General features: G+C 73.2%; 30 protein-coding genes. 25 read left to right on the forward strand and 5 right to left on the reverse strand.

The annotated features are described in order from the left end of the window. Positions 1-18: 18 nt before the first annotated feature. From ACIRPK_RS24795 to ACIRPK_RS24810, 4 genes are all read left to right on the forward strand, one after another. Complete coding sequence (locus ACIRPK_RS24795; RefSeq protein WP_403041763.1) at positions 19-1,056, forward strand: NYN domain-containing protein; 1,038 nt, start codon at positions 19-21, stop codon at positions 1,054-1,056. Between the two features lie 168 nt (positions 1,057-1,224). Then, the gene (locus ACIRPK_RS24800; protein ID WP_403041900.1) at positions 1,225-2,151 is read left to right on the forward strand and encodes an ABC transporter ATP-binding protein; all 927 of its coding nucleotides are present in this window, start codon (positions 1,225-1,227) and stop codon (positions 2,149-2,151) included. A 49-nt stretch (positions 2,152-2,200) separates the two neighbouring features. Beyond that, entirely contained in the window at positions 2,201-3,013 is an 813-nt protein-coding gene (locus tag ACIRPK_RS24805) for an ABC transporter permease (protein ID WP_403041766.1), read from the forward strand. Between the two features lie 49 nt (positions 3,014-3,062). Continuing rightward, positions 3,063-3,725 carry a hypothetical protein gene (locus ACIRPK_RS24810; RefSeq protein ID WP_403041767.1) on the forward strand — a complete coding sequence of 221 codons (663 nt, stop codon included), beginning with the start codon at positions 3,063-3,065 and terminating at the stop codon, positions 3,723-3,725. Between the two features lie 303 nt (positions 3,726-4,028). Here the strand turns inward: ACIRPK_RS24810 and ybaK are convergent, their stop codons facing one another. The 3 genes from ybaK to ACIRPK_RS24825 form a co-directional block, all read right to left on the reverse strand. After that, on the reverse strand, positions 4,029-4,520 hold the full coding sequence (ybaK, locus tag ACIRPK_RS24815) for a Cys-tRNA(Pro) deacylase (protein WP_403041769.1): 492 nt from the start codon (positions 4,518-4,520) through the stop codon (positions 4,029-4,031). A gap of 15 nt (positions 4,521-4,535) precedes the next feature. Then, positions 4,536-5,264, reverse strand: a complete 729-nt coding sequence (locus ACIRPK_RS24820; RefSeq protein ID WP_403041771.1) for an LON peptidase substrate-binding domain-containing protein — start codon at positions 5,262-5,264, stop codon at positions 4,536-4,538. Positions 5,265-5,344: 80 nt separating this feature from the next. Further along, positions 5,345-6,922 (reverse strand): oxidoreductase, encoded by a 1,578-nt coding sequence (locus ACIRPK_RS24825; RefSeq protein WP_403041773.1) that lies wholly within the window; start codon positions 6,920-6,922, stop codon positions 5,345-5,347. 95 nt (positions 6,923-7,017) lie between these two features. Here ACIRPK_RS24825 and hisD point away from each other — a divergent pair, with 95 nt between their 5' ends. The 8 genes from hisD to hisF are packed head-to-tail and all read left to right on the forward strand — an operon-like array spanning position 7,018 to position 12,771. After that, positions 7,018-8,325 (forward strand): histidinol dehydrogenase, encoded by a 1,308-nt coding sequence (gene hisD / locus ACIRPK_RS24830; protein ID WP_403041776.1) that lies wholly within the window; start codon positions 7,018-7,020, stop codon positions 8,323-8,325. Then, a complete protein-coding gene (locus tag ACIRPK_RS24835; protein WP_403041778.1) occupies positions 8,322-9,422 on the forward strand; it encodes a histidinol-phosphate transaminase in 1,101 nt (366 codons plus the stop codon). Before hisD ends, ACIRPK_RS24835 begins: the two co-directional genes overlap by 4 nt. A 5-nt stretch (positions 9,423-9,427) precedes the next feature. Further along, positions 9,428-10,021 carry an imidazoleglycerol-phosphate dehydratase HisB gene (gene hisB, locus ACIRPK_RS24840; protein ID WP_184920902.1) on the forward strand — a complete coding sequence of 198 codons (594 nt, stop codon included), beginning with the start codon at positions 9,428-9,430 and terminating at the stop codon, positions 10,019-10,021. Continuing rightward, positions 10,018-10,170, forward strand: a complete 153-nt coding sequence (locus ACIRPK_RS24845) for a hypothetical protein (RefSeq protein WP_403041781.1) — start codon at positions 10,018-10,020, stop codon at positions 10,168-10,170. The genes hisB and ACIRPK_RS24845 overlap by 4 nt, the downstream gene beginning before the upstream one ends. A gap of 16 nt (positions 10,171-10,186) precedes the next feature. Next, the gene (gene hisH / locus ACIRPK_RS24850; RefSeq protein WP_403041783.1) at positions 10,187-10,822 is read left to right on the forward strand and encodes an imidazole glycerol phosphate synthase subunit HisH; all 636 of its coding nucleotides are present in this window, start codon (positions 10,187-10,189) and stop codon (positions 10,820-10,822) included. Positions 10,823-10,853: 31 nt separating this feature from the next. After that, on the forward strand, positions 10,854-11,576 hold the full coding sequence (gene priA / locus ACIRPK_RS24855; RefSeq protein WP_403041786.1) for a bifunctional 1-(5-phosphoribosyl)-5-((5-phosphoribosylamino)methylideneamino)imidazole-4-carboxamide isomerase/phosphoribosylanthranilate isomerase PriA: 723 nt from the start codon (positions 10,854-10,856) through the stop codon (positions 11,574-11,576). Continuing rightward, positions 11,573-12,004 (forward strand): RidA family protein, encoded by a 432-nt coding sequence (locus ACIRPK_RS24860; protein WP_403041789.1) that lies wholly within the window; start codon positions 11,573-11,575, stop codon positions 12,002-12,004. The genes priA and ACIRPK_RS24860 overlap by 4 nt, the downstream gene beginning before the upstream one ends. Continuing rightward, a complete protein-coding gene (gene hisF, locus ACIRPK_RS24865; RefSeq protein WP_403041790.1) occupies positions 12,001-12,771 on the forward strand; it encodes an imidazole glycerol phosphate synthase subunit HisF in 771 nt (256 codons plus the stop codon). Before ACIRPK_RS24860 ends, hisF begins: the two co-directional genes overlap by 4 nt. A 126-nt stretch (positions 12,772-12,897) precedes the next feature. Here hisF and ACIRPK_RS24870 read toward each other — a convergent pair whose 3' ends face one another. Together ACIRPK_RS24870 and ACIRPK_RS24875 are read right to left on the reverse strand one after the other, a co-directional pair. Next, positions 12,898-13,536, reverse strand: coding sequence for a TIGR03085 family metal-binding protein (locus ACIRPK_RS24870; protein WP_403041792.1), 639 nt, complete (start codon positions 13,534-13,536; stop codon positions 12,898-12,900). A 185-nt stretch (positions 13,537-13,721) separates the two neighbouring features. Further along, positions 13,722-14,258 (reverse strand): hypothetical protein, encoded by a 537-nt coding sequence (locus ACIRPK_RS24875; RefSeq protein WP_403041795.1) that lies wholly within the window; start codon positions 14,256-14,258, stop codon positions 13,722-13,724. 135 nt (positions 14,259-14,393) lie between these two features. Between ACIRPK_RS24875 and ACIRPK_RS24880 the strand changes: the two genes are divergently transcribed. The 13 genes from ACIRPK_RS24880 to ACIRPK_RS24940 all read left to right on the forward strand — a co-directional run bounded on the left by ACIRPK_RS24880 (position 14,394) and on the right by ACIRPK_RS24940 (position 23,972). Further along, on the forward strand, positions 14,394-14,867 hold the full coding sequence (locus ACIRPK_RS24880) for a hypothetical protein (protein ID WP_403041797.1): 474 nt from the start codon (positions 14,394-14,396) through the stop codon (positions 14,865-14,867). 38 nt (positions 14,868-14,905) lie between these two features. Next, on the forward strand, positions 14,906-15,289 hold the full coding sequence (gene hisI / locus ACIRPK_RS24885; RefSeq protein ID WP_403041800.1) for a phosphoribosyl-AMP cyclohydrolase: 384 nt from the start codon (positions 14,906-14,908) through the stop codon (positions 15,287-15,289). 42 nt (positions 15,290-15,331) lie between these two features. Further along, positions 15,332-16,879 carry an anthranilate synthase component I gene (locus tag ACIRPK_RS24890; protein ID WP_403041802.1) on the forward strand — a complete coding sequence of 516 codons (1,548 nt, stop codon included), beginning with the start codon at positions 15,332-15,334 and terminating at the stop codon, positions 16,877-16,879. A 7-nt stretch (positions 16,880-16,886) separates the two neighbouring features. Continuing rightward, complete coding sequence (locus ACIRPK_RS24895; RefSeq protein ID WP_403041803.1) at positions 16,887-17,507, forward strand: TIGR02234 family membrane protein; 621 nt, start codon at positions 16,887-16,889, stop codon at positions 17,505-17,507. A gap of 111 nt (positions 17,508-17,618) precedes the next feature. Next, positions 17,619-17,873, forward strand: a complete 255-nt coding sequence (locus ACIRPK_RS24900; RefSeq protein ID WP_403041805.1) for an HGxxPAAW family protein — start codon at positions 17,619-17,621, stop codon at positions 17,871-17,873. 115 nt (positions 17,874-17,988) lie between these two features. Then, complete coding sequence (locus tag ACIRPK_RS24905; protein ID WP_403041808.1) at positions 17,989-18,438, forward strand: DUF2752 domain-containing protein; 450 nt, start codon at positions 17,989-17,991, stop codon at positions 18,436-18,438. A 198-nt stretch (positions 18,439-18,636) separates the two neighbouring features. Further along, positions 18,637-19,449 (forward strand): indole-3-glycerol phosphate synthase TrpC, encoded by an 813-nt coding sequence (trpC, locus tag ACIRPK_RS24910; RefSeq protein ID WP_403041809.1) that lies wholly within the window; start codon positions 18,637-18,639, stop codon positions 19,447-19,449. Positions 19,450-19,456: 7 nt separating this feature from the next. After that, the gene (gene trpM / locus ACIRPK_RS24915) at positions 19,457-19,600 is read left to right on the forward strand and encodes a tryptophan biosynthesis modulator TrpM (RefSeq protein WP_403041812.1); all 144 of its coding nucleotides are present in this window, start codon (positions 19,457-19,459) and stop codon (positions 19,598-19,600) included. A gap of 54 nt (positions 19,601-19,654) precedes the next feature. Continuing rightward, positions 19,655-20,890: a tryptophan synthase subunit beta gene (gene trpB / locus ACIRPK_RS24920; RefSeq protein ID WP_403041814.1), complete on the forward strand. Its 1,236-nt coding sequence runs from the start codon at positions 19,655-19,657 to the stop codon at positions 20,888-20,890. Between the two features lie 2 nt (positions 20,891-20,892). After that, complete coding sequence (gene trpA, locus ACIRPK_RS24925; RefSeq protein WP_403041817.1) at positions 20,893-21,699, forward strand: tryptophan synthase subunit alpha; 807 nt, start codon at positions 20,893-20,895, stop codon at positions 21,697-21,699. A 478-nt stretch (positions 21,700-22,177) separates the two neighbouring features. Further along, entirely contained in the window at positions 22,178-22,432 is a 255-nt protein-coding gene (locus ACIRPK_RS24930) for a hypothetical protein (RefSeq protein WP_403041819.1), read from the forward strand. A 157-nt stretch (positions 22,433-22,589) separates the two neighbouring features. Beyond that, a complete protein-coding gene (locus ACIRPK_RS24935) occupies positions 22,590-23,105 on the forward strand; it encodes a MauE/DoxX family redox-associated membrane protein (protein ID WP_403041821.1) in 516 nt (171 codons plus the stop codon). 54 nt (positions 23,106-23,159) lie between these two features. Further along, entirely contained in the window at positions 23,160-23,972 is an 813-nt protein-coding gene (locus tag ACIRPK_RS24940) for a DsbA family protein (protein ID WP_403041824.1), read from the forward strand. Positions 23,973-23,982: the final 10 nt, after the last annotated feature.

Genomic DNA, 23,982 nt, shown 5'->3' on the forward strand with positions numbered 1-23,982 from the left:
GGAGGGAAGTGGTGTGGAGTGGACCGGTGCGTCGTCCTGGTGGACGCGGGGTACTTGCTCGGTGCGGCGGCCAACCTGCTGGCGGGGGACCCCGTCCGGGCCCGGCTGACGGTGGATCACGCCGCGTTGGCCACCGCACTGGCGGAGCGGGCCGAGGCGGAGACCGGGCTGCCGCTGCTGCGGATCTACTGGTTCGACGCCGCCCCCGACCGGCGCTCGCTGCCCGAACACCGCCGCCTGCGCACCCTGCCCCGGGTCACCGTCCGGCTCGGCGCGCTCACCCGGGCCGAGGGGCGCTGGGTGCAGAAGGGCGTGGACGCCGCGATGCACGCCGAGCTCACCGAGCTGGCCCACAACCGGGCCTGCGCCGACCTGGTGCTGCTCAGCGGCGACGGCGACCTGCTGCCCGGCATGGTGTGCGCGAAGGAGCACGGCGTGGTGGTGCACCTCTGGGCGGTCCAGCCGGTGGACGGTGACTTCAACCAGTCCGAGGACCTGGTCGCCGAGGCGGACGAGCGGCGGGAGCTGGACCGCGCCTTCGTCGAACGCTGGGCCCAGCTCCGGGAGACCGGCCCGGCCCCCGTACCGGCCCCGGTGCGCGCGCCGGAACTCCGGGTCGTCCCCACCCCCAGGGACCTGGCCACCCGGCCCGCCCCCACCGTGCCGCCCGCCCTGGTGCTGCGCTGGTCCTCGGCCCGGCTCACCCCCGCGCCGCCCACGCTGGCCGAGCTCACCAGCCCCGAACAGCGCTGGTCCGACCGCGAGGAGGACAGCGCCGCCGTCCCCGGCGACGCCCAGCAGGTCGGCGCGGTGTTCGCCCGCCGCTGGCTGTCCCGGCTGCCCCGGAGCACCGAACTGCTCCCGCTCTGGACCGACCACCCGCGCATCCCGCACCGCCTGGACGCCGAACTGCTGCGCTACGCCGCCCGGTTCGGCCTGCTCACGGCGAAGGACGACCAGATCGACGAGCAGGACAGGTACGCCATCCGGGCGGGCTTCTGGCAGGCCTTCGCCGACCGGGTGCCCCGCCCCGACCTGGCGGTCGCCCAGGAGTAGGGCCGGCCGGGGCAGCCGAAACAACCCCCTTGTCCGGTTCCTCCGGGCCAGCGCGTAGAGTCTTCGACCGTGAGCGACACCGACCGGCGGGCAGCACGGCCCACGCCGCAGGGCGACCTCGGCGGTCCGGGCCCCCAGCCTGCCGGGCAGTGCTGCACCGTACGAGACCTGGCCAAGACCTACCGCAGCAAGGACGGCGAGATCCGGGCCAACGACGGCATCGCGCTGGACATCCGACGCGGCGAGGTCTTCGGCCTGCTCGGACCCAACGGCGCGGGCAAGTCCACCCTGGTCCGCCAGCTCACCGGGCTGCTCCGGCCGGACCGGGGCTCGATCGACATCCTCGGCCACGACATCGTCCGGCACCCCGAGCGGGCCGCCCGGCTGCTCGGCTACCTGGGCCAGGAGTCGACCGCGCTGGACGAGCTCACCGTCGCGCTGGCGGCCGAGACCACCGGACGGCTACGCGGCCTGACCCGGGCCGGGGCCCGGAGCGCGAGCGCCGACGTGCTCACCGAACTCGGCCTGACCGCGATCGCCGGCCGCCCGCTCGCCAAGCTCTCCGGCGGGCAGCGCCGGCTGGCCTGCTTCGCCGCCGTGCTGGTGGGGGAGCGGCCGCTGCTGGTCCTGGACGAACCCACCAGCGGGATGGACCCGGTGGCCCGCCGGGCGGTCTGGTCCGCGCTGGACCGGCGCCGGGCCGAGCACGGCACCACCGTGCTGCTGGTCACCCACAACGTGATCGAGGCGGAGACCGTGCTCGACCGGGTCGCGGTGGTGGACGAGGGCCGGATCATCGCCTGCGACACCCCCGGCGGCCTCAAGGCCCTGGTCGACGGCGACGTCCGGCTCGACCTGGTCTGGCGCACCGAGGCCCCGCTCGACGTCCCGGCGGTGGCCCGGCTGGCCGAACGGGCGGTCCGCTCCGGCCGCCGCTGGACCGTCCGCACCACCCCCGACGAGGCCCGCGAACTGGTCGCCGCCGTCACCACCGGACCGGCCTTCGCGGCCCTGGACGACTTCACCCTGGCCACCCCGAGCCTGGAGGACGCGTACCTCAAGCTCGGCGGCCGGCACGAGGGGCTGGCGAAGTGAGCCCCTGTCGGTTCTGTTCCTGGACCACTCCTCTCGGAAGGCCGCCCCGGTGACCGTGCTCGACGCGCCCTGGGCGCTCACCGCTCCGGCCGAGGACACCGCCGCGCCGCTCGCCCCGGCCGCCCGGCTGCTGCCCTCGCTGGCCGCCGTCTACCGGGCGCAGCTGGCCCGGGCCAAGGTGGCCCGGATCCCGCTGCTGTTCGTGGCGACCTTCCAGTCGCTCGGCATTCTGCTGATGATGCGCGGCGTGGTGGACCCGGGGGACGTCCCGGCCGCCCGTTCGGTGGTGGCCGGCTCCAGTGTGCTGGTGGTCGCCTTCGTGGCCCTCAACCTGCTGGCCCAGTACTTCGGCCGGCTGCGCGCCACCGGCGGCCTGGACCACTACGCGACGCTGCCGGTCCGCCCGGCCGCGGTGGTGCTCGGCGCCGCCGCCGCGTACGCCTCCTTCACCGTGCCCGGAGCGCTGGTCACCGCCGGGGTCGGGGCCTGGATGTTCGCGCTCCCGTTCGGCCACCTCTGGGTGCTGCTCGCGGTCGTCCCGCTCGCGGGCGCGGCGCTGGCCGGCCTCGGCGCGGCCTGCGGACTGCTGGCGCCCCGTCAGGAGATCGCCACCCTGCTCGGCCAGCTCGGCATGTCGGCCGCGCTGCTGCTCGGCGTGCTGCCGGTGGCCCAGCTGCCCGGCTTCGTCCGGCTGCTGCGCGACCTGCTGCCCTCGACCTACGGGGTCGAGGCCTTCGCCGAGAGCTTCGCCACCGCGCCGGACTGGGCCGCGGTCCTCGGTGACCTGGCGGTCTGCGGCGCGGTCGGCCTGGTCTCGCTGACCGTCGCGACCTGGGCCTACCGCCGGGCCGCCACCCGCTGAGACCCCCGGTGTTCGACCTCGAACGCGCCAGTCGTGAAACGATGGCCCGGTGACCGTACCGAACACTCCTGCGGATTCCGCCGCCGAGCCGCCCCGGGACTCCGTCCCGGCGTACCCCGCGCAGCCGGACCCGTACCTGCCGCCGCCGATGCCCGCCCGCGAACGGCGCCCGCTCGGGCCCGAGCTGCGGATCGGCGCACTCACCACCCTGGCCGGGGTGGCGGTCGGGGCGCCGGCCGGCCTGCTCTGGCTCTGGCTGGCACCCCGGGTGATGCTGGTGGCCGGCAGTGACGCGATCCGGTACGTCGACCCCGAGGGCGAGCAGCGGGCCGGCGCGGACGGCACCTTCGCCCTGATCGCGCTGGCCGCAGGTGTCCTCTGCGCGCTGGCCGCCTTCCTGCTCACCCGCCGCCGGGGCGGCGGCATCGCCGTCGCGGCCGGCCTGGCGCTCGGCGGGCTGGCCGGTTCCGCCCTGGCCTGGCAGCTCGGCACCCGGCTCGGCCCCGATTCGGACGTGATCGCCAACGCCAAGAAGGCCGGCCAGGGCGTCGAGTTCAGCGCCGCCCTCGAACTGGGCGCCCACGGCGCCCTGCTCGTCTGGCCGATGGCCGCCATGGTCACCCTCCTCGCCCTCTCCGCCGCCTTCGGCAAACGCGAACAGGACCCCCCGCCCTACTGGGCCGGCCCCCAATGGCAGCAGCCACAGGCCTAGGCACCGACGCCGACCTTTCGGCACGTGGTGCACCAGCAGGGGCTCGGGACTGTGCTGATGGGCGGCTCCGCCGCGCGGGCGAAGCCGGCCTTTTACAGGTGGCTCGGCATCTACGGTCAGGGGCTCGGGGAACTGCGACGCCGGCCCTTGCAAGGTGATCGTTGCGTAGGTGGTCAGGGACTTTCGCAGTGACCCGAACGCCAGATCTCCTCGCAGTTCCCCGAGCCCCTGGGTAGTTGACCGCTGAGCGCCTGCCTGGAGCGCAGCCCCGAGCCCCTGACCGTGGATACCCCGGGGCGGCGGTCAGCGACCGATCGGTGCGACCGCTGCGGAGGTCAGGGCGACCAGGGCGGCCGGGGCCAGTTCGACCTCCAGGCCGCGGCGGCCGGCCGAGACGTACACCGTCGGATGCGCGAGCGCCGTCTCGTCGACGACGGTCCGTAGCGGTCGCCGCTGCCCGAGTGGGGAGATGCCGCCTAGGACGTAGCCGCTGCTGCGTTCGGCCGCCGCCGGGTCGGCCATCGTCGCCCGTTTGCCGCCGACCGCTTGGGCCAGTGCCTTGAGGTCGAGCTGCCCGGAGACCGGGACCACGCCGACCGTCAGCTTTCCGTCCACCTCGGCGACCAGGGTCTTGAACACCCGCTCCGCCGGGACGCCGAGCAGCTCGGCCGCCTCCCCGCCGTACGAGGCGGCGGCGGGATCGTGCTGGTACGCGTGCACGGTGAAGGCCACCCCGGCCGTCTCCAGGGCCACCGTCGCGGGGGTGCCGCCACCGCGCTGCTGCTTCTTGGCCATCGGGCCGAGCCTCCGTCAGTTCGGGCTGAAGGACTGCCGGGTCAGCTCCACCCCGGGCAGCGAGGGGAGCCAGGCGAGCACCGCGCTCTCCCGCCGGAGCAGCTCCAGCTCGGTGGTCAGCCGCTGCGCGGTGTCGGGGCAGGCCAGCAGCGACTGCTTCACCGGGGTGGGCAGGATCGCGGCGGCGGCGACCAGGTAGGACAGCACCTGCGGATCGTCCGGCAGCTCGTGCTGCCCGGTCAGGCTCACCTCGCGGGCCCCGGCCAGCCGCTTCTGGTACGCCCGGAAGGCCCGTTCGACCCCGGCGGCCAGCGCGCCCGCGCCCTCGCCGGTCTGCTCCTCGATCGGCTCGGCCTCGCCGACCAGGTAGGGCCCCGTCACGTCGACCGAGCGCAGCCGGAACCGGGTGGTCCCGGTCACCAGCAGCTCGTACTGCCCGTCCGGCTGCTCCTGCACCGAGGCCACGTCGGCCACGCACCCGATGTGGTGCAGCGCCTCCAGCGGATCGCCGGTCACCGTCCCGAGTCCGTCCAGCGGGCCGGCCGGCTCCTCGTTCTCCCGGACCGGCGCGACCTCCCGTCCGTCCTTGATCGCCAGCACCCCGAACCGGCGGGGCCGGTCCTCCGGCTGGGCCATCAGGTCGCCCACCAGCCGCCGGTACCTCTCCTCGAAGACGTGCAGCGGCAGCACCAGGCCCGGATACAGGACCGTGTTGAGGGGGAAGATCGGGAGCCGTTCAGTCACGGCGCACAGCGTAGTTCAGCAACGGCCACCGCTGTTCCGATTACCCGTCAGCCGGAACGCCCGGGCGGCGGAGCCCCGGCTCAGCCGCGCTGGAGCATCCGGGTCGCGCCCGCCACCACCGTGGTGGCGAGCACCCAGCCGGAGAGCACCAGGCCCGCCACCACGAACTGGCCGGTGCGGTCCGGGTTCCAGCCGTCCGGGCCCAGGTTCACCACCGGGAGGACCTTGCTCAGGGCGTACAGCGGCGCGTTCCAGGTGGGCCGCTCGTCCGCCTTCAGCGGGGCCGGCTCGTGCTCGGAGAAGTACAGCGCGCCGATCGCCCAGGCCAGCACCAGCCAGAGCGCGGCCCGCCCGGGGCGGTAGCCGTACCCGACGGCGGCGTCCTGGACCAGGCCCCAGAGCCGGCCGGGCAGCGGCAGCGTGGAGCGCCGGCGCTGGTGCTTGGCGTACAGCACCTCGCGGGCGTCCTCGTCCCGGCCGTCCCGGCGGAGCGCCGTGGCCAGCTGCTCGTACGGCTCCGGCTGGTACTCGCCGAGGGCGCTCTCCAACCAGGCGATCCGCTGGCGGACGCTGAACGGCCGGTCGGGCCGGAGCGACTCGTAGGTGAAGCCGGTCATCCGGACGTGGCCGTCCATCGGCCAGCTGGCCGGGTTGTCCACCAGATTGCCGATCCTGGCCCGGGAGAGCGAGACCTTGCCGGTGGGCGGGGTGTGGCAGGTGAAGCGGAGCTCGGGGGTCTGGATCCGGCGCAGCGAGAGCTCCTGGCCCTCCGCCAGGTGGAACTCGGCGTGGGTGATCAGCAGCGCGTTCTCGAACCGCCCGTCCACCAGCCGGACCCCGCCGTACGCCCGCAGCGGGGTGCTGGGGGAGCCGGGCGGGATCGGGGCGCCGTAGCCGTCGCCGTAGATGGTGTGCGAGCCGGCCCAGCCGCCGTCCAGCGAGCCGCCCAGGTACATGGTGTTGCCGACCGAGATGTGCGCCAGGTTGAGGCAGTACCGGTCCGGGGCGGCGGCCTTCAGCCGGGCGCCGCGGAGCGAGAACCGGCCGCCGATCCGGCCGGTGCGCAGGCTCAGCTCGCCGTGCACGTCGATCCGTTCGGCCTCGCAGTCCTGCTGCACCGTCAGCCCGTCGGCGGCCAGCGCCCGGCCGTACCGGTCGCCGCCGATGGTGGCCTGGTTGAGCAGCAGGTCGGTGCCGATCTTGGCGTCGGTGAGCCGCATCCCGAACGGCAGCACGCACCGGGCCAGGTGCAGGTCACCGTCGGTGGCCAGCCTGGACGCCTCCAGCCGGGGTATCCAGCAGCGGATCATCCGGACGGTGCCGGCCTGCGCCTCGGACATCAGGATCTTCTTCTCGAACCGGCAGTCGTGCAGCTCGATGTAGTGGTCGATCCTGGCCCCGGCCAGCAGTAGCGCGCCGGTCACGTAGGCGCCGCTGAGCTTGAGCGCGGCGACCTTGCCCGGCGCCGGGTCGGGGCCGTTGAGCAGCAGGGTGGCCAGCACCTCGGCCCGGACGAACCGCTCGGCGGGCCAGTCGTGCGGGCCGCTCACCTGGTCCACGCTGCTGTCCCAGCTGCGCAGGTCGTACACCTCGCCCTGGCGGAACGCCTCCCAGAGCCCCTGCTCGACCGGCGTCCAGCCGTCCGGCGGCTGCTGCACCGCTGCCTCCCCCAAGATCTTGAACTGTCTCGCCTTTCGTATCACGGACTGAAATGCGGGGCCTCGGGTTCCGGCCACTCCCTACACTGGGCGATGTGATCTCTCGAATTGACCTGCGCGGTTCCTCCGTGGACCTTCGCGACGTGCTGCCCCGTGCCGAGTTCGACGTGGAAGCCGCCCTGGAGAAGGTGCGGCCGATCTGCGAGGACGTACGCCATCGCGGGGTCGCGGCGCTGATCGAGATCACCGAGCGGTTCGACGGCGTGACGCTGGAGAGCACCCGGGTCCCGGAGCAGGCGATCACCGCCGCGCTGGAGACCCTCGACCCGAAGGTGCGCGCCGCGCTGGAGGAGTCGATTCGCCGCGCCCGGCTGGTCCACCGCGAGCAGCGCCGTACCGACCACATCACCCAGGTGGTGCCCGGCGGCACGGTGGCCGAGCGCTGGGTGCCGGTCGACCGGGTCGGCCTCTACGTGCCGGGCGGCCTGGCGGTCTACCCGTCCTCCGTGGTGATGAACGTGGTGCCCGCGCAGGAGGCCGGCGTGCCCGGCATCGCGGTCACCTCGCCGCCGCAGAGGGACTTCGGCGGAAGCGTGCACCCGACCATCCTGGCGGCCTGCGCCCTGCTCGGCGTCACCGAGGTGTACGCCGTGGGCGGGGCCCAGGCGGTCGCGATGTTCGCGTACGGCACCGAGGAGTGCGCCCCGGTCAACCTGGTGACCGGCCCGGGCAACATCTACGTGGCCGCCGCCAAGCGCCTGCTCAAGGGCCGGATCGGGATCGACGCCGAGGCCGGTCCGACCGAGATCGCGGTGCTCGCCGACGACACGGCGTCCGCCCGTGAGGTGGCCGCCGACCTGATCAGCCAGGCCGAGCACGACCCGATGGCCGCCTCGGTGCTGGTCACCGACTCGGTCGCGCTGGCCGAGGCGGTCGAGGCCGAGCTGGTCGAGCAGGTCGCCCGGACCAAGCACCGCGAGCGGGTCACCGAGGCGCTGACCGGCAAGCAGTCCGGCATCGTGCTGGTGGACGACGTCGAGCAGGGCCTCGCGGTGGTGAACGCCTACGCCGCCGAGCACCTGGAGATCCAGACCAGGGACGCCCGCGCGGTCGCCGCCAAGGTCCGCAACGCGGGCGCGATCTTCATCGGCGCGTACGCCCCGGTCTCGCTCGGGGACTACGCGGCCGGCTCCAACCACGTACTGCCGACCGGAGGTTGTGCCTGCCACTCGTCCGGTCTGTCGGTGCAGTCCTTCCTGCGCGGCATCCACGTGGTGGAGTACACCCGCGAGGCGCTGGCCGACGTGGCCGCGCACGTGGTCAACCTGGCGAACGCCGAGGACCTGCCCGGTCACGGCGACGCGGTCAAGGCACGGTTCGAGTGGACGGTTCCGGGCGCATGACGACCATCGACGATCTGCCGATCCGGGACGAGCTGCGCGGCCAGTCCCCGTACGGCGCCCCGCAGTTGGACGTGCCCGTCCAGCTGAACACGAACGAGAACCCGTACCCGCTGCCCGAGCCGCTGGTGGCCCGGATCGCCGAACGGGTGGCCGAGGCGGCCCGCAACCTCAACCGCTACCCCGACCGGGACGCGGTCGAGCTGCGCACCGAGCTCGCGGCCTACCTGACCAGGACCACGGGGCACCCGGTGACGCAGGATCAGGTCTGGGCCGCCAACGGCTCCAACGAGATCCTCCAGCAGCTGCTGCAGACCTTCGGCGGCCCCGGCCGCAGCGCGCTCGGCTTCGAGCCCTCGTACTCGATGCACGCGCTGATCTCCCGGGGCACCGGCACGAACTGGATCTCCGGTCCGCGCAACGAGGACTTCACCGTCGACCTGGAGGCGGCCAGGGCGGTGATCGCCGAGCAGAGGCCGAACGTGGTCTTCGTCTGCTCGCCGAACAACCCGACCGGCACCGCCGTCGCGGCCGAGGTGGTGCTCGCGCTGTACGAGGCCGCGCAGGCCGCCGGGCCGAGCCTGGTGATCGTGGACGAGGCGTACGTCGAGTTCTCGCACCGCGACTCGCTGCTGCCGATGCTGGCGGGCCGCCCCAACCTGGTGGTCAGCCGCACCATGTCCAAGGCGTTCGGCGCCGCCGGGCTGCGGCTCGGCTACCTGGCGGCCGACGCCGCCGTGGTGGACGCGGTGCAGCTGGTCCGGCTGCCGTACCACCTGTCGGCGGTCACCCAGGCGACCGCGCTGGCCTGCCTGGAGTACACCGACACGCTGCTCGGCTACGTCGAGCGGCTCAAGGCCGAGCGGGACCGGCTGGTCGACGCGCTGCGCGGGCTCGGCCTCGAAGTCACCGACTCCGACTCCAACTTCGTCCAGTTCGGCCGCTTCGCCGACACCCACGCGGTGTGGCAGGCGATCCTCGACCAGGGCGTCCTGGTCCGGGACAACGGCGTACCCGGGTGGCTGCGCGTCACGGCCGGCACCCCCGCCGAGAACGACGCCTTCCTGGACGCCGTCCGTCTTGTCAGCAAGGAGCTTTGACCCTCATGTCCCGCATCGGCCGCGTTGAGCGCACCACCAAGGAGACCTCGGTCCTGGTCGAGATCGACCTCGACGGCACCGGCAAGACCGACATCTCCACGGGCGTCGGGTTCTACGACCACATGCTCGACCAGCTGGGCCGCCACGGTCTCTTCGACCTCACCGTCAAGACCGAGGGCGACCTGCACATCGACACCCACCACACCATCGAGGACACCGCCCTCGCGCTCGGTGCCGCCTTCCGGCAGGCGCTCGGCGACAAGGTCGGCATCTACCGCTTCGGCAACTGCACGGTGCCGCTGGACGAGTCGCTCGCCCAGGTCACCGTCGACCTCTCCGGCCGCCCGTACCTGGTGCACACCGAGCCGGAGAACATGGCGCCGATGATCGGCAGCTACGACACCACGATGACCCGGCACATCCTGGAGTCCTTCGTGGCCCAGGCCGCCGTCGCCCTGCACGTGCACGTACCGTACGGTCGAAACGCCCACCACATCGTGGAGTGCCAGTTCAAGGCGCTGGCCCGGGCACTCCGTTATGCCGCCGAGCGCGACCCGCGCGCGGCCGGCATCCTTCCCTCGACCAAGGGTGCACTGTGAGCAACACCGCCACGCTGCTGATCATCGCCGGGCTCTTCCTGTCCGGCGGCGTGTTCTCGTTCTGGAAGCAGAAGCAGTCCAAGAGTGTGATCGCGGTGCTCGCGATCGGTGCCGTGCTCTGCCTCGCCTCCGGCCTGATGCGCCTCTGAAGAAGGAACTCCCCTGATGGCCAAGAACGTTGTCGTCCTCGACTACGGCTCGGGCAACCTCCGCTCGGCCCAGCGCGCGGTCGAGCGCACCGGTGCGAACGTCACCGTCACCTCCGACTTCCAGACCGCGCTGGACGCCGACGGCCTGCTGGTGCCCGGCGTCGGCGCCTTCGAGGCCTGCATGCGCGGTCTCAGGGCGGTGCGCGGCGAGCAGATCATCGGCCGCCGACTGGCCGGTGGCCGCCCGGTGCTGGGGATCTGCGTCGGGATGCAGATCCTGTTCGAGAAGGGCGTCGAGCACGGCGTCGAGACGGCCGGCTGCGACGAGTGGCCCGGCACGGTCGAGCCGCTGGACGCGCCGATCGTCCCGCACATGGGCTGGAACACCGTGGACGTCCCCGAGGGCAGCCGGCTGTTCGCCGGGCTCGACCCGGAGACCCGGTTCTACTTCGTGCACTCCTACGGGGTGCGGCGCTGGGAGCTCGAGGTCACCAACCAGAACATCCGGGCGCCCCTGGTCAGTTGGGCCACCCACGGGCAGCCGTTCGTCGCCGCGGTGGAGAACGGCCCGCTCTGGGCCACCCAGTTCCACCCGGAGAAGTCCGGCGACGCGGGTGCCGCGCTGCTGACCAACTGGGTCCAGACCCTCTGACAACTCCCCTCCGTACCAGGAAAGTTGCACGATGAGCCGCCTCGAACTCCTGCCCGCCGTCGACATCCGCAACGGCCAGGCCGTCCGCCTGGTCAAGGGCGCATCCGGCACCGAGACCTCCTTCGGCACGCCGCTGGCGGCCGCCCTGGCCTGGCAGAGCGCGGGCGCCGAGTGGCTGCATCTGGTGGACCTGGACGCCGCGTTCGGCACCGGTGACAACCGCGAGATCATCCGCGAGCTGAGCGAGCAGATGACCCTCAAGGTCGAGCTCTCCGGCGGCATCAGGGACGACGCCTCGCTGGCCGCCGCGCTGGCCACCGGCTGCCGCCGGGTCAACCTGGGCACCGCCGCGCTGGAGCAGCCGGAGTGGGTCGCCAAGGTGATCGCCGAGCACGGCGACAAGATCGCGGTCGGCCTGGACGTGGTCGGCACCACCCTGCGCGGTCGCGGCTGGACCAGCGAGGGCGGCGACCTCTACGAGGTGCTGGCCCGCCTGGACGCCGAGGGCTGCGCCCGCTACGTGGTCACCGACGTCAACCGGGACGGCACCCTGACCGGCCCCAACCTGGAACTGCTGCGCAACGTCTGCGCCGCCACCGACCGGCCCGTGGTCGCCTCCGGCGGCGTCTCCTCGCTGGACGACCTGCGCGCGATCGCCACCCTGACCGGTGAGGGTGTCGAGGGCGCGATCGTGGGCAAGGCACTCTACGAGAGCAAGTTCACCCTCGAAGAGGCCCTGGAGGCCGTGTCGTGACGGACCGTCGGATCGTACGTGGCAGGATCGCCGGATTCTCCCCCTGGGAGGACGACTTCGGCTACTCACGCGCCGTGGCGGCCGGGGACCACGTCCACGTGGCCGGCACCACCGCATGGGTGGACGGGCGGATCGAGCACGAGGGCGACCCGTACCACCAGACCCTCGCCGCCTTCGGCGTCGGCCTGCAGGCCCTGGCCGCGTACGGTCTGACGGCGGACGACGTGTTCCGCACCAGGATGTACATCACCCACGTCCGGGACGCCGACGAGGTCGGCCGCGCCCACAAGGCCCTGTTCGGCGATTCCCGGCCCGCCGCCACCATGGTCGTGGTGGAGGGCCTGATCGACTCCCGGATGATGGTCGAGATCGAGCTCGACGCCTATCGCGCCGGGCTCGCCGGAAGCTTGGAAGGTTTGTCGCAATGACCCTCGCCGTACGCGTGATCCCCTGCCTGGACGTGGACAACGGACGGGTGGTCAAGGGCGTCAACTTCCAGAACCTGCGGGACGCGGGCGACCCGGTCGAGATGGCCAAGCTCTACGACGCCGAGGGCGCCGACGAGTTGACCTTCCTCGACATCACCGCCTCCTCCGGCGACCGGGAGACCACCTACGACGTGGTGCGCCGCACCGCCGAGCAGGTCTTCATCCCGCTCACCGTCGGCGGCGGCATCCGGGCGGTCGAGGACGTCGACAAGCTGCTCCGGGCCGGCGCCGACAAGGTCGGCGTCAACACCGCCGCGATCGCCCGCCCCGAGCTGATCCGGGAGATCGCCCGGCGGTTCGGCCGCCAGGTGCTGGTCCTCTCGGTCGACGCCCGCCGCTGCCCGCCCGGCACCGAGACCGCCTCCGGCTTCGAGGTCACCACCCACGGCGGTCGCCGCGGCACGGGCCTGGACGCGGTCGAATGGTCGGGCCGGGCGGCCGAGTTGGGCGCGGGCGAGATCCTGCTCAACTCGATGGACGCGGACGGCACCAAGGACGGCTACGACCTCGACCTGATCCGCGCCGTCCGCAAGACCGTCGCCGTCCCGGTGATCGCCTCCGGCGGCGCGGGCCGTCTCGCCGACTTCGCCCCCGCGGTCGACGCCGGCGCCGACGCAGTCCTGGCCGCGAGCGTCTTCCACTTCGGCGACCTCCGCATCGGCCAGGTCAAGGAAGCCCTCCGCACCACGGGCCACCCTGTCCGCTGACCCCTCGCCGGGGCTCGGGGCCCTGCTGAGGTGCGGCTCCGCCGCGCGGGCGCACGTGGTGCACCACCAGGGGCTCGGGCGCCTGGAAAAAGTAGAGCGCCTGCCTACAGCGTCCGGTCCGCCCGGTCACTCGAAGGGCAGTACCACCCGGAGTGCCTCGACCGCTTCCTGCGGCCCGTCCGCCGTGACCTCCGCCCGTTCGCCCCGGCCGAACGCGAACAGCACCAACTCGCCCGGCTCACCGGTCACTTCGACGGTCGGCCCGGTCCGCCGGGTGACCGTCACCGCCCGGCCGTCCGGCCGCCGCAGCACCAACCGGGCCGGGGACTTCCGGCCGGCCTCCAGTCGGGCCAGCATCGGCAGCCGCCGCCAGAGCGCCTCGGTCAGCTCGGGCCCGAGCGGCTCCGGTCGCCAGTCGTCCCCGGCCCGCCGGACGTCCTCCGCGTGCACGAAGTACTCGACCACGTTGGCCGCCTCGTCCGCGCCGGGCAGCGAGAACGGCGAGAAGGCGGACGGCCCGGTCCGGAACAGCCGCAGCAACTCCTCGTACGGGCGCGCCCGGTAGCCCTCCTGGACCCGGGCGGTCCACCCGGCCAGCGGGGCGATCCTGATCCCGGCCGCCGCGTCCATCCGCCGCTCGCGCAGCACCAGGTGGGCGGCCAGGTCACGGGTGGTCCACCCGGTGCAGAGGGTGGGCGCCTCCGGCCCGGCCGCGCGCAGGAGTCCGGTCAACCGCTGGCGTTCCGCCCGGGCGAAGTTCGACATGCGGCCAGCCTACTCGGCCCGGCCCGGCCGCGAACTAGTGCCGGGCCCGGCAGGGTTCGCCCCGTCGCGCCGCTCGGCACGCACTCTGGCCGTACCGGTCGAAGGCCCGAGCAGGTCCGCTACGCGTGGCCTTCGTCCGGCCCGCCGAGAGCACGCACCGAACCACGCGGCGGGGCAGCCCGGCACTAGCTCGGCCCGAGCCCCTTCAGATGCCCCGTCAGCCGCCGTCCGCCCGGCCGGTCGGTGACCGCCATGACGCAGGTCGCGTCCCGGAACCCGGCCTGGTAGTGCACCAGTCGGGGTCCGAGGTAGCGCCCGAAGTACGGGCCGCCGCCGCCCTGCCTGGTCTCCCACTCCACCAGGTGCGGTTCGCAGGCGGCCGTGATCGCCTGCTGGATCGCGGGCTCCGCGGTCAGCCCCTCGGGCAGCACGATGTCGGCGACCACCTCGCCGTCGTGCACCTGGTCGCAGGGCCGGGTCTCCGCCGGGGCGGCCGTCTTGCTCAGCGGCTGGTAGTCCAGGCACGTCCCGGGCGGGAAGAACAGGTACGGCAGCACCTTGCTCGGCGAGGGCGAGGGCGACGCCGAGGGAGAGGGCGCCGCCGAAGTCGGCGGCGGCGGTGCCGGGGTCACCCGGTCCGGCCCGGGCCAGAGCAGTACCACCGCGCCCGCCGCCAGCAGAAGCAGGACCACCGCCGTGGCCACCACGCGTCGCCGTCTCATCCCCGACCCCCTCGTTCCGACCGGGCCCATTCTGGCCGTCCGGGCCCGTCCCGTCAGCCACTCCGCGAAGCCGGTCCCGGGCCGGGTATACGCTGGCCGTGGCACGGCCCTGAGCGGGTACTGGGGTCTTTGGTTATGCGAGTTGGGATCGTCGGGCACGAGGGGCTCTCGGATCTGAGCGAGATGCTGGTCCGGGGCGAGCTGTGGCGACTGGTCACCACGTTCGGCAGCTACGACCTGGTCGGGGTGACCTGCCTCGCCACGGGCCCCGAGACCTGGTTCGCCCAGTCGGTGCTGGAGCACGGCGGCAAGGTCGAGGTGGTCGTGTCGGCGACGGCCGGCCGGGCCGGGGCGTTCGCCGGCGAGGACCGGCAGAGCAGGCAGCGGCTGATGAACCGGGCGAACGCGGTGCACCGGCTGGCCCCGGTCGAGGTGGGCGGACTGGGCGACGACACCTGCCGGGCCCTGGTCGGGATGGTGGACGAGCTGATCGCGGTCTGGGACGGCCGCCCCGGGGGCCACGCCGCCGAGGTGGTGCGGGCGGCCCAGCGGGCCGGGCTCTACGTACAGGTGGTCTGGCCGCAGGGGTGCGAGAGCCCGGTGGGATGACCCGGCCGGTACCGGGGGAGCGGGGTTGAGCTGCCACAATGGGCGCCATGTCGACCAATCCCGCCGTCCCCGGCAGCACCGCGCTCGCCCCGGACATCGCCGCCCGGCTCAAGCGCACCGAGGACGGCCTGCTGCCGGCCGTCGCCCAGCAGTACGACACCGGCGAGGTGCTGATGCTCGGCTGGATGGACGACGAGGCGCTGCACCGCACCCTGACCACCGGCCGCTGCACGTACTGGAGCCGCAGCCGCCGAGAGTACTGGGTGAAGGGCGACACCTCAGGACACTTCCAGCACGTCAAGCAGGTGGCGCTGGACTGTGACGGCGACACCCTGCTGGTCAAGGTCGACCAGGTCGGCGCGGCCTGCCACACCGGCGACCGGACCTGCTTCGACGCCGACGTGCTCCCGCTCGCTCGCTAACCTGTCCCTGCCCGCCCCAACTGACGAACGGTGCCAAGCCAGATGGACCTTGAGGACTTCCGCAAGCTCGCCGTAGACACCCGGGTCATCCCGGTCACCCGCCGGCTCCTCGCGGACGGCCTCACCCCCATCGGGCTGTACCGCAGCCTGGCCGACGAGCGACCGGGCACCTTCCTGCTGGAGTCGGCCGAGCAGGGCAACTGGTCCCGGTACTCCTTCGTCGGCGTGCACAGCGTCGCCACCCTGACCGCCGACCCGGACGGCAACGCCCGCTGGCACGGCGCCCCGCCGGTCGGCATCCCCACCACCGGCGACCCGCTGGAGGTGCTGCGCGCCGCGCTGGACGCCCTGCACACGCCCCGGCGCACCGACGACGGGCTGCCGCCGCTCACCGGCGGCCTGGTCGGCTACCTCGGGTACGACGTGGTCCGCCGGCTGGAGAAGCTGCCGAACCTCACCCCGGACGACCTGAAGCTCCCCGAGCTGACCATGCTGCTGGCCACCGACCTGGCCGTGCTCGACCACGCCGACGGCACCGTGCTGCTGATCGCCAACGCGGTCAACCACAACGACCTGGCCAGCGGCGTGGACGAGGCGTACGCCGACGCCGTCGCCCGGCTGGACCGGATGCAGGCCGACCTGGCCAGACCGGTCGACCCGGGCCTGGCGACCTTCACCCCCACGGCGGTTGACGCCCACTCACCCTTCGGCGGCGCCCCGTACCGGGCGGCGGTCGAGGAGGTGAAGGAGCGGATCCGGGCCGGCGAGGCGTTCCAGGTGGTGCCCTCGCAGCGGTTCGAAGCACCCTGCCGGGCCAGTGCGTTGGACGTCTACCGGGTCCTGCGCACCACCAACCCCAGCCCGTACATGTACCTGTTCCGGTTCCCCGGCCCGGACGGCACCGCCGAGGGCGGCTTCGACGTGGTCGGCTCCAGCCCCGAGGCGCTGGTCAAGGTGACGGAGGGTCAGGCGATGCTGCACCCGATCGCCGGCACCCGGCACCGGGGCGCCACCCCGCACGAGGACGCCGAGCTGGCCGCCGAGCTGCTCGCCGACCCCAAGGAGCGGGCCGAGCACCTGATGCTGGTCGACCTCGGCCGCAACGACCTCGGCCGGGTCTGCGAGCCCGGCAGCGTCGAGGTGGTCGACTTCATGTCGGTCGAGCGCTACAGCCACGTGATGCACATCGTCTCCACCGTCACCGGCCAGGTGGCGGCGGGCCGTTCGGCCTTCGACGTGCTGACCGCCTGCTTCCCGGCCGGCACCCTCTCGGGCGCCCCCAAGCCCCGCGCGATGCGGATCATCGAGGAGCTCGAACCCACCCGCCGCGGCCTCTACGGCGGCTGCGTCGGCTACCTGGACTTCGCCGGCGACTCCGACACCGCGATCGCCATCCGCACCGCCCTGCTCCGCGACGGCACCGCCTACGTCCAGGCCGGCGCGGGCGTGGTCGCCGACTCCGACCCGCACTCCGAGGACACCGAGTGCCGGAACAAGGCCGCCGCCGTCCTCCGCGCCGTCGCCACCGCCAACACGCTGCGCAGCGAGCGCCAGACCCCGGCGCGGGCCCGGTCGTGCGGTCAGGGATAGTGGACGGGTGACCTCGCTTCCCTCGCCCCGTACCGCCGAGCCCGCCGCCGAGACCGGGCCGGCGAAGAAGAACAGCCGCCGGAGCCTCGGCGTGATGCTGCTGCTGACCGTGCTCGGGGCGGTGCTGGTGCTGACCGCCGCGAGCCGGGTGTGGGCGACCGGGACGGCCGGGGGGCTGGCGGTCGAGGTGACCGGGAGCGCGGTGTCGGGGCTGCCGGGCGGCCTGGCGCTGGTCGGGCTGGCGTCGGCGGTGGCGGTCTTCGCGGTGCGGGGGGTCGGCAAGCTGGTGGTCGGCGGGCTGGTGACGCTGGCCGGGCTCGGGGCCGCCCTGGCGGCGGTGCTCGGGGCGACCGACGCCGGTGCGCTGCACGGCGAGGCGGCCAGGAAGCTCGCGCTGGTGAGCGCCCAGGCGGATCAGGTGAGCCACTCGGTCTGGCCCTGGGTGGCCGCGCTGGGCGGTCTGCTGCTGGCCGTCGCCGGGCTGCTCACGGTGCGGTCCGGCCGGGACTGGCCCGCGATGGGCAGCCGGTACGACGCCCCGGTGCGCAGGGCCGCGCCGCAGGCGAAGAGCGGCGGGACCCCGGCCGAGCTGTGGCAGGCACTGGACCGCGGTGAGGACCCGAGCTGAAACGGAGGCCCCCGCTTGGGGTCGGACGTCAGCGCCCGGCACAATGGACAGGTAAACCCGACGGGCGTTCGCAGCCCGGCCGGGCCCCGGAGAACCAAGGAGCACCATCAGATGTCGGCAGCAGCGCACGGCAACACCCCCGCCGCCTGGACCGGCTCGACCATCGCCTTCATCGGCTTCACGGTCAGCGGCGTCGCCATGATCATTCCCGCGATCTGGCTCTTCTTCGTGGGCCTGGGTGTCGTGGTCCTCGGTGGCATCGTCGGTAAGGCGATGGCCATGGCGGGCATGGGCAAGCAGCCCAGCCCGCACTTCTACACCCCCGAGGAGACGGCCGCCCGCCAGGCGGTCACGGCCGGGGTCTGACTCTTCGCCGGACGGCAGGGAGCGGCCGGCGCGCGCAGCGCCGGCCGCTCCCTGCCGCATGACACGCGCGCCTGCCTGAGGGGTGGGCCCCGGCGGCCGGGGCAGAATCGGCGGTGTGAACGCCGCACCGCAGCCCAGCGCCTCGCCCGTACCGCCCTCCCCGCTGCGCCGCCTGGCCCGCCCGCTGGCCGCCCTGGTGGCGGTCGGCCTGCCGACCCTGTACGTGGCGGCGGTGGACCCGAACACGCCCGGCCACTATCCGACCTGCCCGGTGCTCTCGGCCACCGGTTGGTGGTGTCCCGGCTGCGGCGGCCTGCGGGCCGTGCACGCGCTGTCCCACGGCTACCTGACCGCGGCGGTGCACGACAACCTGCTGGTGGTGGTGCTGGCCGTGGTCGGGGCGGTGCTCTGGGTGGGCTGGCTGTGGGCCGCCCTGACCGGGGCGAAGGCCCCCCGGATCGGCTTCGGCGCGGCCCGCACCGTCCTGCTGCTGCTGGTCCTCGGGCTGTTCATGGTGCTGCGCAACCTCCCGGCCGGAGCCGGGCTGGCACCCCCCGTGGTGTAGCTCCCCGGCGTGTACGCCGGTCCGCTCCGCGAGACGCGCGCCGGGCGGATGCGGTTCGCGCCCCCTGCGCCCGATACCATCGAGAGGCCGACGGGGGCAGATCAGCACCGGACCTGCACAGGTCCGGTCCGGTTCGTACCCGCGGTGTTTCACCCGACTAGCCGGGCGACCGCCCGGCAGAACGATGGGGGCGCCCGCGTGAGTGTGCTCGACGAGATCATCGACGGGGTCCGCGAGGACCTCGCCGAGCGACAGGCCCGGGTCTCCCTGGACCAGCTCAAGGAGCTGGCCGCCAAGGCTCCCGACGCCAAGGACGGCGTTGCCGCGCTGCGTGGCGACGGCATCCGGGTGATCTGCGAGGTCAAGCGCTCCAGCCCGTCCAAGGGAGCCCTGGCGGCGATCGCCGACCCGGCGGCCCTGGCGCTCGACTACGCGGCCGGCGGTGCCGCCGCGATCAGTGTGCTGACCGAACAGCGCCGCTTCGGCGGTTCGCTGGCCGACCTGGACGCCGTCCGGGCCGCGGTCGACACCCCGGTGCTCCGCAAGGACTTCATCGTCACCGCCTACCAGCTCTGGGAGGCCCGCGCCCACGGCGCCGACCTCGCGCTGCTGATCGTGGCGGCCCTGGACCAGCCCGCGCTCGTCTCGCTGATCGAGCGGGCCGAGTCGATCGGGCTCACGCCACTGGTCGAGGTGCACGACGAGGAGGAGATCGCCCGAGCGGTGGACGCCGGAGCGAGGATCATCGGCGTCAACGCCCGCAACCTGAAGACCCTCGAGGTCGACCGGAACACCTTCGGCAACGTGGTGGACGCCATCCCGGCGCACGTCGTCCGGGTCGCCGAGTCCGGGGTGCGCGGCCCGCACGACCTGATCGCGTACGCCAACCTGGGTGCGGACGCCGTCCTGGTGGGCGAGTCGCTGGTGACCGGCAAGGACCCGAAGGCGGCCGTGGCCGACCTGGTGGCCGCCGGTGCCCACCCGGCGCTGCGCAACAACGGACGGGGCTGACCGACCGATGAGTGCCCGTCTCGCTCCCGGCTGCCGCCCGCGCGGCTGCCGCGCGCCCGCGCGCCGGGTGCTGGGGCGGCGGGTGCGGTACGTGATCGGCTGCGAGCCCGGGCAGGTGCAGGGCCGCCGATGGCGCAGGACGAACGGCTGAGCACAGCCGTGCCACGTTCCTGACGGTCATTCACCAATCACGAGGACTACAGCCATGTCCGAAAAGGACTACCTGCCCGGCGTTCAGGTCCCCGACGCGCGGGGCTACTTCGGCGCGTACGGCGGCCGCTTCATCCCGGAGGCGCTGGTCGCCGCCGTCGAGCAGGTCGCCGAGGAGTACGAGAAGGCCAAGGCCGACCCGGCCTTCGCGGCCGAGCTCGACGCGCTGCTCAAGGACTACACCGGGCGGCCGAGCCCGCTCACCGATGTGCACCGGTTCTCCGCCGAGGCGGGCGGGGCGCGGATCCTGCTCAAGCGCGAGGACCTGAACCACACCGGCTCGCACAAGATCAACAACGTGCTGGGCCAGGCGCTGCTGACCCGCCGGATGGGCAAGACCCGGATCATCGCCGAGACCGGGGCCGGCCAGCACGGCGTGGCCACCGCCACCGCCTGCGCGCTGTTCGGCTTCGACTGCACCATCTACATGGGCGAGGTCGACACCGAGCGCCAGGCGCTCAACGTGGCCCGGATGCGGATGCTGGGCGCCGAGGTGATCCCGGTGACCTCCGGCAGCCGCACGCTCAAGGACGCCATCAACGAGGCGTTCCGGGACTGGGTCGCCAACGTCGACTCCACCCACTACCTGTTCGGCACGGTGGCCGGCCCGCACCCGTTCCCGGCGATGGTCCGCGACTTCCACCGGGTGATCGGCATCGAGGCCCGCGAGCAGGTGCTGGAGCGCACCGGCAAGCTCCCGGACGCGGTGGTCGCCTGTGTCGGCGGCGGCTCCAACGCGATGGGCATCTTCCACGAGTTCATCCCGGACGCGGGCGTCCGGCTGATCGGCTGCGAGGCGGCCGGCGAAGGCGTGGACACCCCCAGGCACGCGGCCACCCTGACCAAGGGCGACCCCGGCGTGCTGCACGGCTCGCGCACGTACGTGCTCCAGGACGAGGACGGCCAGACCATCGAGTCGCACTCGATCTCGGCCGGTCTGGACTACCCCGGCGTCGGCCCCGAGCACGCCTGGCTGAAGGACACCGGCCGGGCCGAGTACCGCCCGGTGACGGACGACCAGGCGATGCAGGCGCTGCGGCTGCTGTCCCGCACCGAGGGCATCATCCCGGCGATCGAGAGCGCGCACGCGCTGGCCGGCGCGCTGGTGCTCGGCCGCGAGCTGGGCCCGGAGGCCACCATCCTGGTGTCGCTCTCCGGCCGTGGCGACAAGGACATGCACACCGCCGCCCAGTACTTCGGCCTGTACGACCAGAACAACGGGGGTAAGTGACCATGGCTTCGAAGCTGAGCGCGGTGCTGGCCGCCGCGAAGAGCGAGCACCGGGCGGCCCTGATCGGCTACCTGCCGGCCGGCTTCCCGACCGTCGACGGCGGCATCGCCGCGGTCAAGGCGCTGATCGAGGGCGGCTGCGACGTGGTCGAGGTCGGCCTGCCGCACTCCGACCCGGTGCTGGACGGTCCGACCATCCAGACCGCCGACGACATCGCGCTGCGCGGCGGGGTCCGGATCACCGACGTGCTGCGGACGGTGGCCGAGGCGACCGCCGCGCACCCCGGCACGGCGGTGCTGGTGATGACGTACTGGAACCCGGTCGAGCGCTTCGGCGTGGCCCGGTTCGCCGCGGAGCTGGCGGCGGCCGGGGGCGCGGGCGTGATCCTGCCCGACCTGCCGGTCGAGGAGTCCGACGAGTGGCGCAAGGCGGCGGGCGAGCACGGTCTCGACACCGTCTTCGTGGTCGCCCCGAGCAGCAAGGACCCGCGCCTCGCGGAGGTCACGGCGGCCGGTTCCGGCTTCGTCTACGCGGCCGCCGTGATGGGCGTGACCGGCACCCGGGCGGCCGTCGGCAACCTCGCCGAGGACCTGGTCGCCCGCACCCGGGCCACCACCGACCTGCCGGTCTGCGTCGGGCTCGGCGTCTCCAACGCCGACCAGGCGGCCCAGGTGGCCGGCTTCGCGGACGGGGTGATCGTCGGCTCCGCGTTCGTCCAGCGGATCCTGGACGCGGCCGACGAAGCCGCCGGGCTCGCCGCCGTACGCGGGCTCGCCGCCGAACTGGCCGAGGGCGTCCGCCGCAGGTAGGCAGGCACTCCAGGTTCTACGGTCCAGGCGGCTCGGGGCGCTGCCGGTGTGCGGCTGGGCCGCGTGGGCGAGGAGGTCCGGCGCTCGGGTCACTGCGAAAGCGCCTGACCGCCCCTGTACGGATCACCTTTTCCGGGGCCGGCGTCGCAGTTCCTCGAGCCCCTGACCGTAGCTGCCGGAGCACCTGCAAAAATTCGGCGTCGCCCGCGCGGCGGAGCCGCACATCAGCACAGCCTCGAGCCCCTGACCGTAGTTGCCGAAGCACCTGCAAAAATTCGGCGTCGCCCGCGCGGCGGAGCCGCACATCAGCACAGCCCCGAGCCCCTGGCGGGTGCCGGCTGCGCGTCTGCCCGGGCCCGGGCCCGCCGTCCGGGTGAAGTGTGGGGGGTTGACGCATCGGGGGCGGTTGGGTGGCGTTGAGTGGAGGGACGAGTTCGTGTGCTGTACGACTCGTTCCCCGACTGAAGGAGTCCGCCAAGTGCCCTGTCTTCAGCGAGCCGTCCTGCTGCGGGCCGCCGCCGCCGCCCTGGTGCTCGGTGCGACGCTGGGTGCGGAGGCGGTGGTCGGTCCGGTGCTGGCCCAGCGCGGGGTGGAGCGGGCCGAGCGGGACGCGTACGTGTGCAGCCAGGCGGCCAGGTTGGATTCGGTGGTGCGGGCCGGGCGGTCGCAGCACGACGGGCGGCCGTCGCTCAGCCGGGTGGCGGACGCGGTGCACTGCGGTCCGCCGCGCTGACGTCCGATCAGGGCGGGCGCCAGATCGGACATCTGTCCTCATTTCATCACTCATTCGGCTTAATGCGCGAATGTGGAGTAACCGCCATTCATCCCCTACGGTTCATCAGGAAGCGTGAGGAGCACCACGCCAGGGACGTACCGAGGGGGAGGACCCGATGGCCAGTCAGCAGACCGCCGCCGCGCCGGAGCGCGGGGCGCTGCGCCGCGCGGTCGACGGCGCGCCGGGGGAGTGGTTCGGGCTGGCGGCCCGGATCGGCCTGGCCGTGGTCTGGGCCTGGGCCGGGCTGGCCAAGGTGGCCGATCCGGCGGAGGCGGCGCAGGCCGTGCGGGCGTACGAGATCCTGCCCGAGTCGCTGGTCAAGCCGGTCGGGTACGGCTTGCCGTTCCTCGAACTGGCCCTCGCCCTGCTGCTGTTGATCGGTCTCGGGACGCGGATCGTCGCGGGGATCTCGGCCCTGCTGCTGCTCACCTTCATCGGCGGCATCAGCTCCGCCTGGGCCCGTGGCATCTCGATCGACTGCGGCTGCTTCGGCGGCGGCGGCGCGGTCGACTCCTCGCAGACCGAGTACCTGCAGGAGATCCTGCGCGACAGCGGCTTCCTGCTGCTGGCCGCGTGGTTGGTGTACCGGCCCCGGACCAAGCTCTCGGCCGATGCCTGGCTGAGCGCTTGACGGACCGACAGCCGCCACCGAACCCACCGGCCCCCACCTTGGACGTACCGAGCTATGAGTGAGAAGAACCGAGAAGGCAAGCGCACCGCCCGCGAGCGGATGCTGGAGGAGCGGGCCGCCGACGAGGCCCGTTCGAAGCGGAAGAAGAAGCTGGTCATCGGCGGGGTGGTGCTCGCGGTGATCGCGGCGGGCGTGATCACCGGCGTGGTGGTGCAGAACCAGCGCTCCAAGCCGGACACCCCGGTCGCGCACCCGGCCGGCACCATCGGCGACAAGAACCTGGTGATCCCGGACGGCCCGGCCAACGCACCCTCGGTGCTGACCGTCTACGAGGACCCGCGCTGCCCGGCCTGTGGCACTTTCGAGCGTGAATTCGCCACCACGGTCAACCAGTTGGAGAACCAGGGCAAGCTCTACGGGAACTACCACATCGTCTCGTTCATCGACCGCTCGCTCGGCGGCAAGGGTTCCAAGTACGGCGCCAACGCGCTGGCCTGCGCCCAGGACGCGGGCAAGTTCCGCGAGTACCACGACGTGCTGTACAAGAACCAGCCGGACGAGACCACCGACTCCTTCGGCAACAAGAGCACCCTGATCGACCTGGCCAAGCAGGTGCCCGGGCTGGACGGCTCGGGCTTCGAGAGCTGCGTCAACGACAACAAGTACGCGGGCTGGGTGTCCGCGGTGCAGCAGGACTTCGACAAGTCCGGCTACAAGTCGACGCCGACCGTGCTGCTCAACGGCACGCCGATCTACCCGAAGAACGGCGAGGAGCAGATCTCCCCGGAGAACCTGGCGAAGTGGGTGGACGCGGCCAACGCGGGCAAGCCGCTGGGCACCGTCACCGGCGCCACCCCGGCACCCTGACGCCGAACGT

The organism is Kitasatospora sp. NPDC101801 (assembly GCF_044766665.1).
Lineage (GTDB): Bacteria > Actinomycetota > Actinomycetes > Streptomycetales > Streptomycetaceae > Kitasatospora.

Coding starts and splice junctions, on each gene's coding strand:
- ybaK (WP_403041769.1), bottom strand. CDS start 4,520: ATGGCCAAGAAGCAGCAGCGCGGTGGCGGCACCCCCGCGACGGTGGCC.
- ACIRPK_RS24835 (WP_403041778.1), top strand. CDS start 8,322: ATGACGACCATCGACGATCTGCCGATCCGGGACGAGCTGCGCGGCCAG.
- hisB (WP_184920902.1), top strand. CDS start 9,428: ATGTCCCGCATCGGCCGCGTTGAGCGCACCACCAAGGAGACCTCGGTC.
- hisH (WP_403041783.1), top strand. CDS start 10,187: ATGGCCAAGAACGTTGTCGTCCTCGACTACGGCTCGGGCAACCTCCGC.
- priA (WP_403041786.1), top strand. CDS start 10,854: ATGAGCCGCCTCGAACTCCTGCCCGCCGTCGACATCCGCAACGGCCAG.
- hisF (WP_403041790.1), top strand. CDS start 12,001: ATGACCCTCGCCGTACGCGTGATCCCCTGCCTGGACGTGGACAACGGA.
- ACIRPK_RS24870 (WP_403041792.1), bottom strand. CDS start 13,536: ATGTCGAACTTCGCCCGGGCGGAACGCCAGCGGTTGACCGGACTCCTG.
- ACIRPK_RS24875 (WP_403041795.1), bottom strand. CDS start 14,258: ATGAGACGGCGACGCGTGGTGGCCACGGCGGTGGTCCTGCTTCTGCTG.
- ACIRPK_RS24880 (WP_403041797.1), top strand. CDS start 14,394: ATGCGAGTTGGGATCGTCGGGCACGAGGGGCTCTCGGATCTGAGCGAG.
- hisI (WP_403041800.1), top strand. CDS start 14,906: ATGGGCGCCATGTCGACCAATCCCGCCGTCCCCGGCAGCACCGCGCTC.
- ACIRPK_RS24890 (WP_403041802.1), top strand. CDS start 15,332: ATGGACCTTGAGGACTTCCGCAAGCTCGCCGTAGACACCCGGGTCATC.
- ACIRPK_RS24900 (WP_403041805.1), top strand. CDS start 17,619: ATGTCGGCAGCAGCGCACGGCAACACCCCCGCCGCCTGGACCGGCTCG.
- trpM (WP_403041812.1), top strand. CDS start 19,457: ATGAGTGCCCGTCTCGCTCCCGGCTGCCGCCCGCGCGGCTGCCGCGCG.
- trpB (WP_403041814.1), top strand. CDS start 19,655: ATGTCCGAAAAGGACTACCTGCCCGGCGTTCAGGTCCCCGACGCGCGG.
- trpA (WP_403041817.1), top strand. CDS start 20,893: ATGGCTTCGAAGCTGAGCGCGGTGCTGGCCGCCGCGAAGAGCGAGCAC.
- ACIRPK_RS24935 (WP_403041821.1), top strand. CDS start 22,590: ATGGCCAGTCAGCAGACCGCCGCCGCGCCGGAGCGCGGGGCGCTGCGC.
- ACIRPK_RS24940 (WP_403041824.1), top strand. CDS start 23,160: ATGAGTGAGAAGAACCGAGAAGGCAAGCGCACCGCCCGCGAGCGGATG.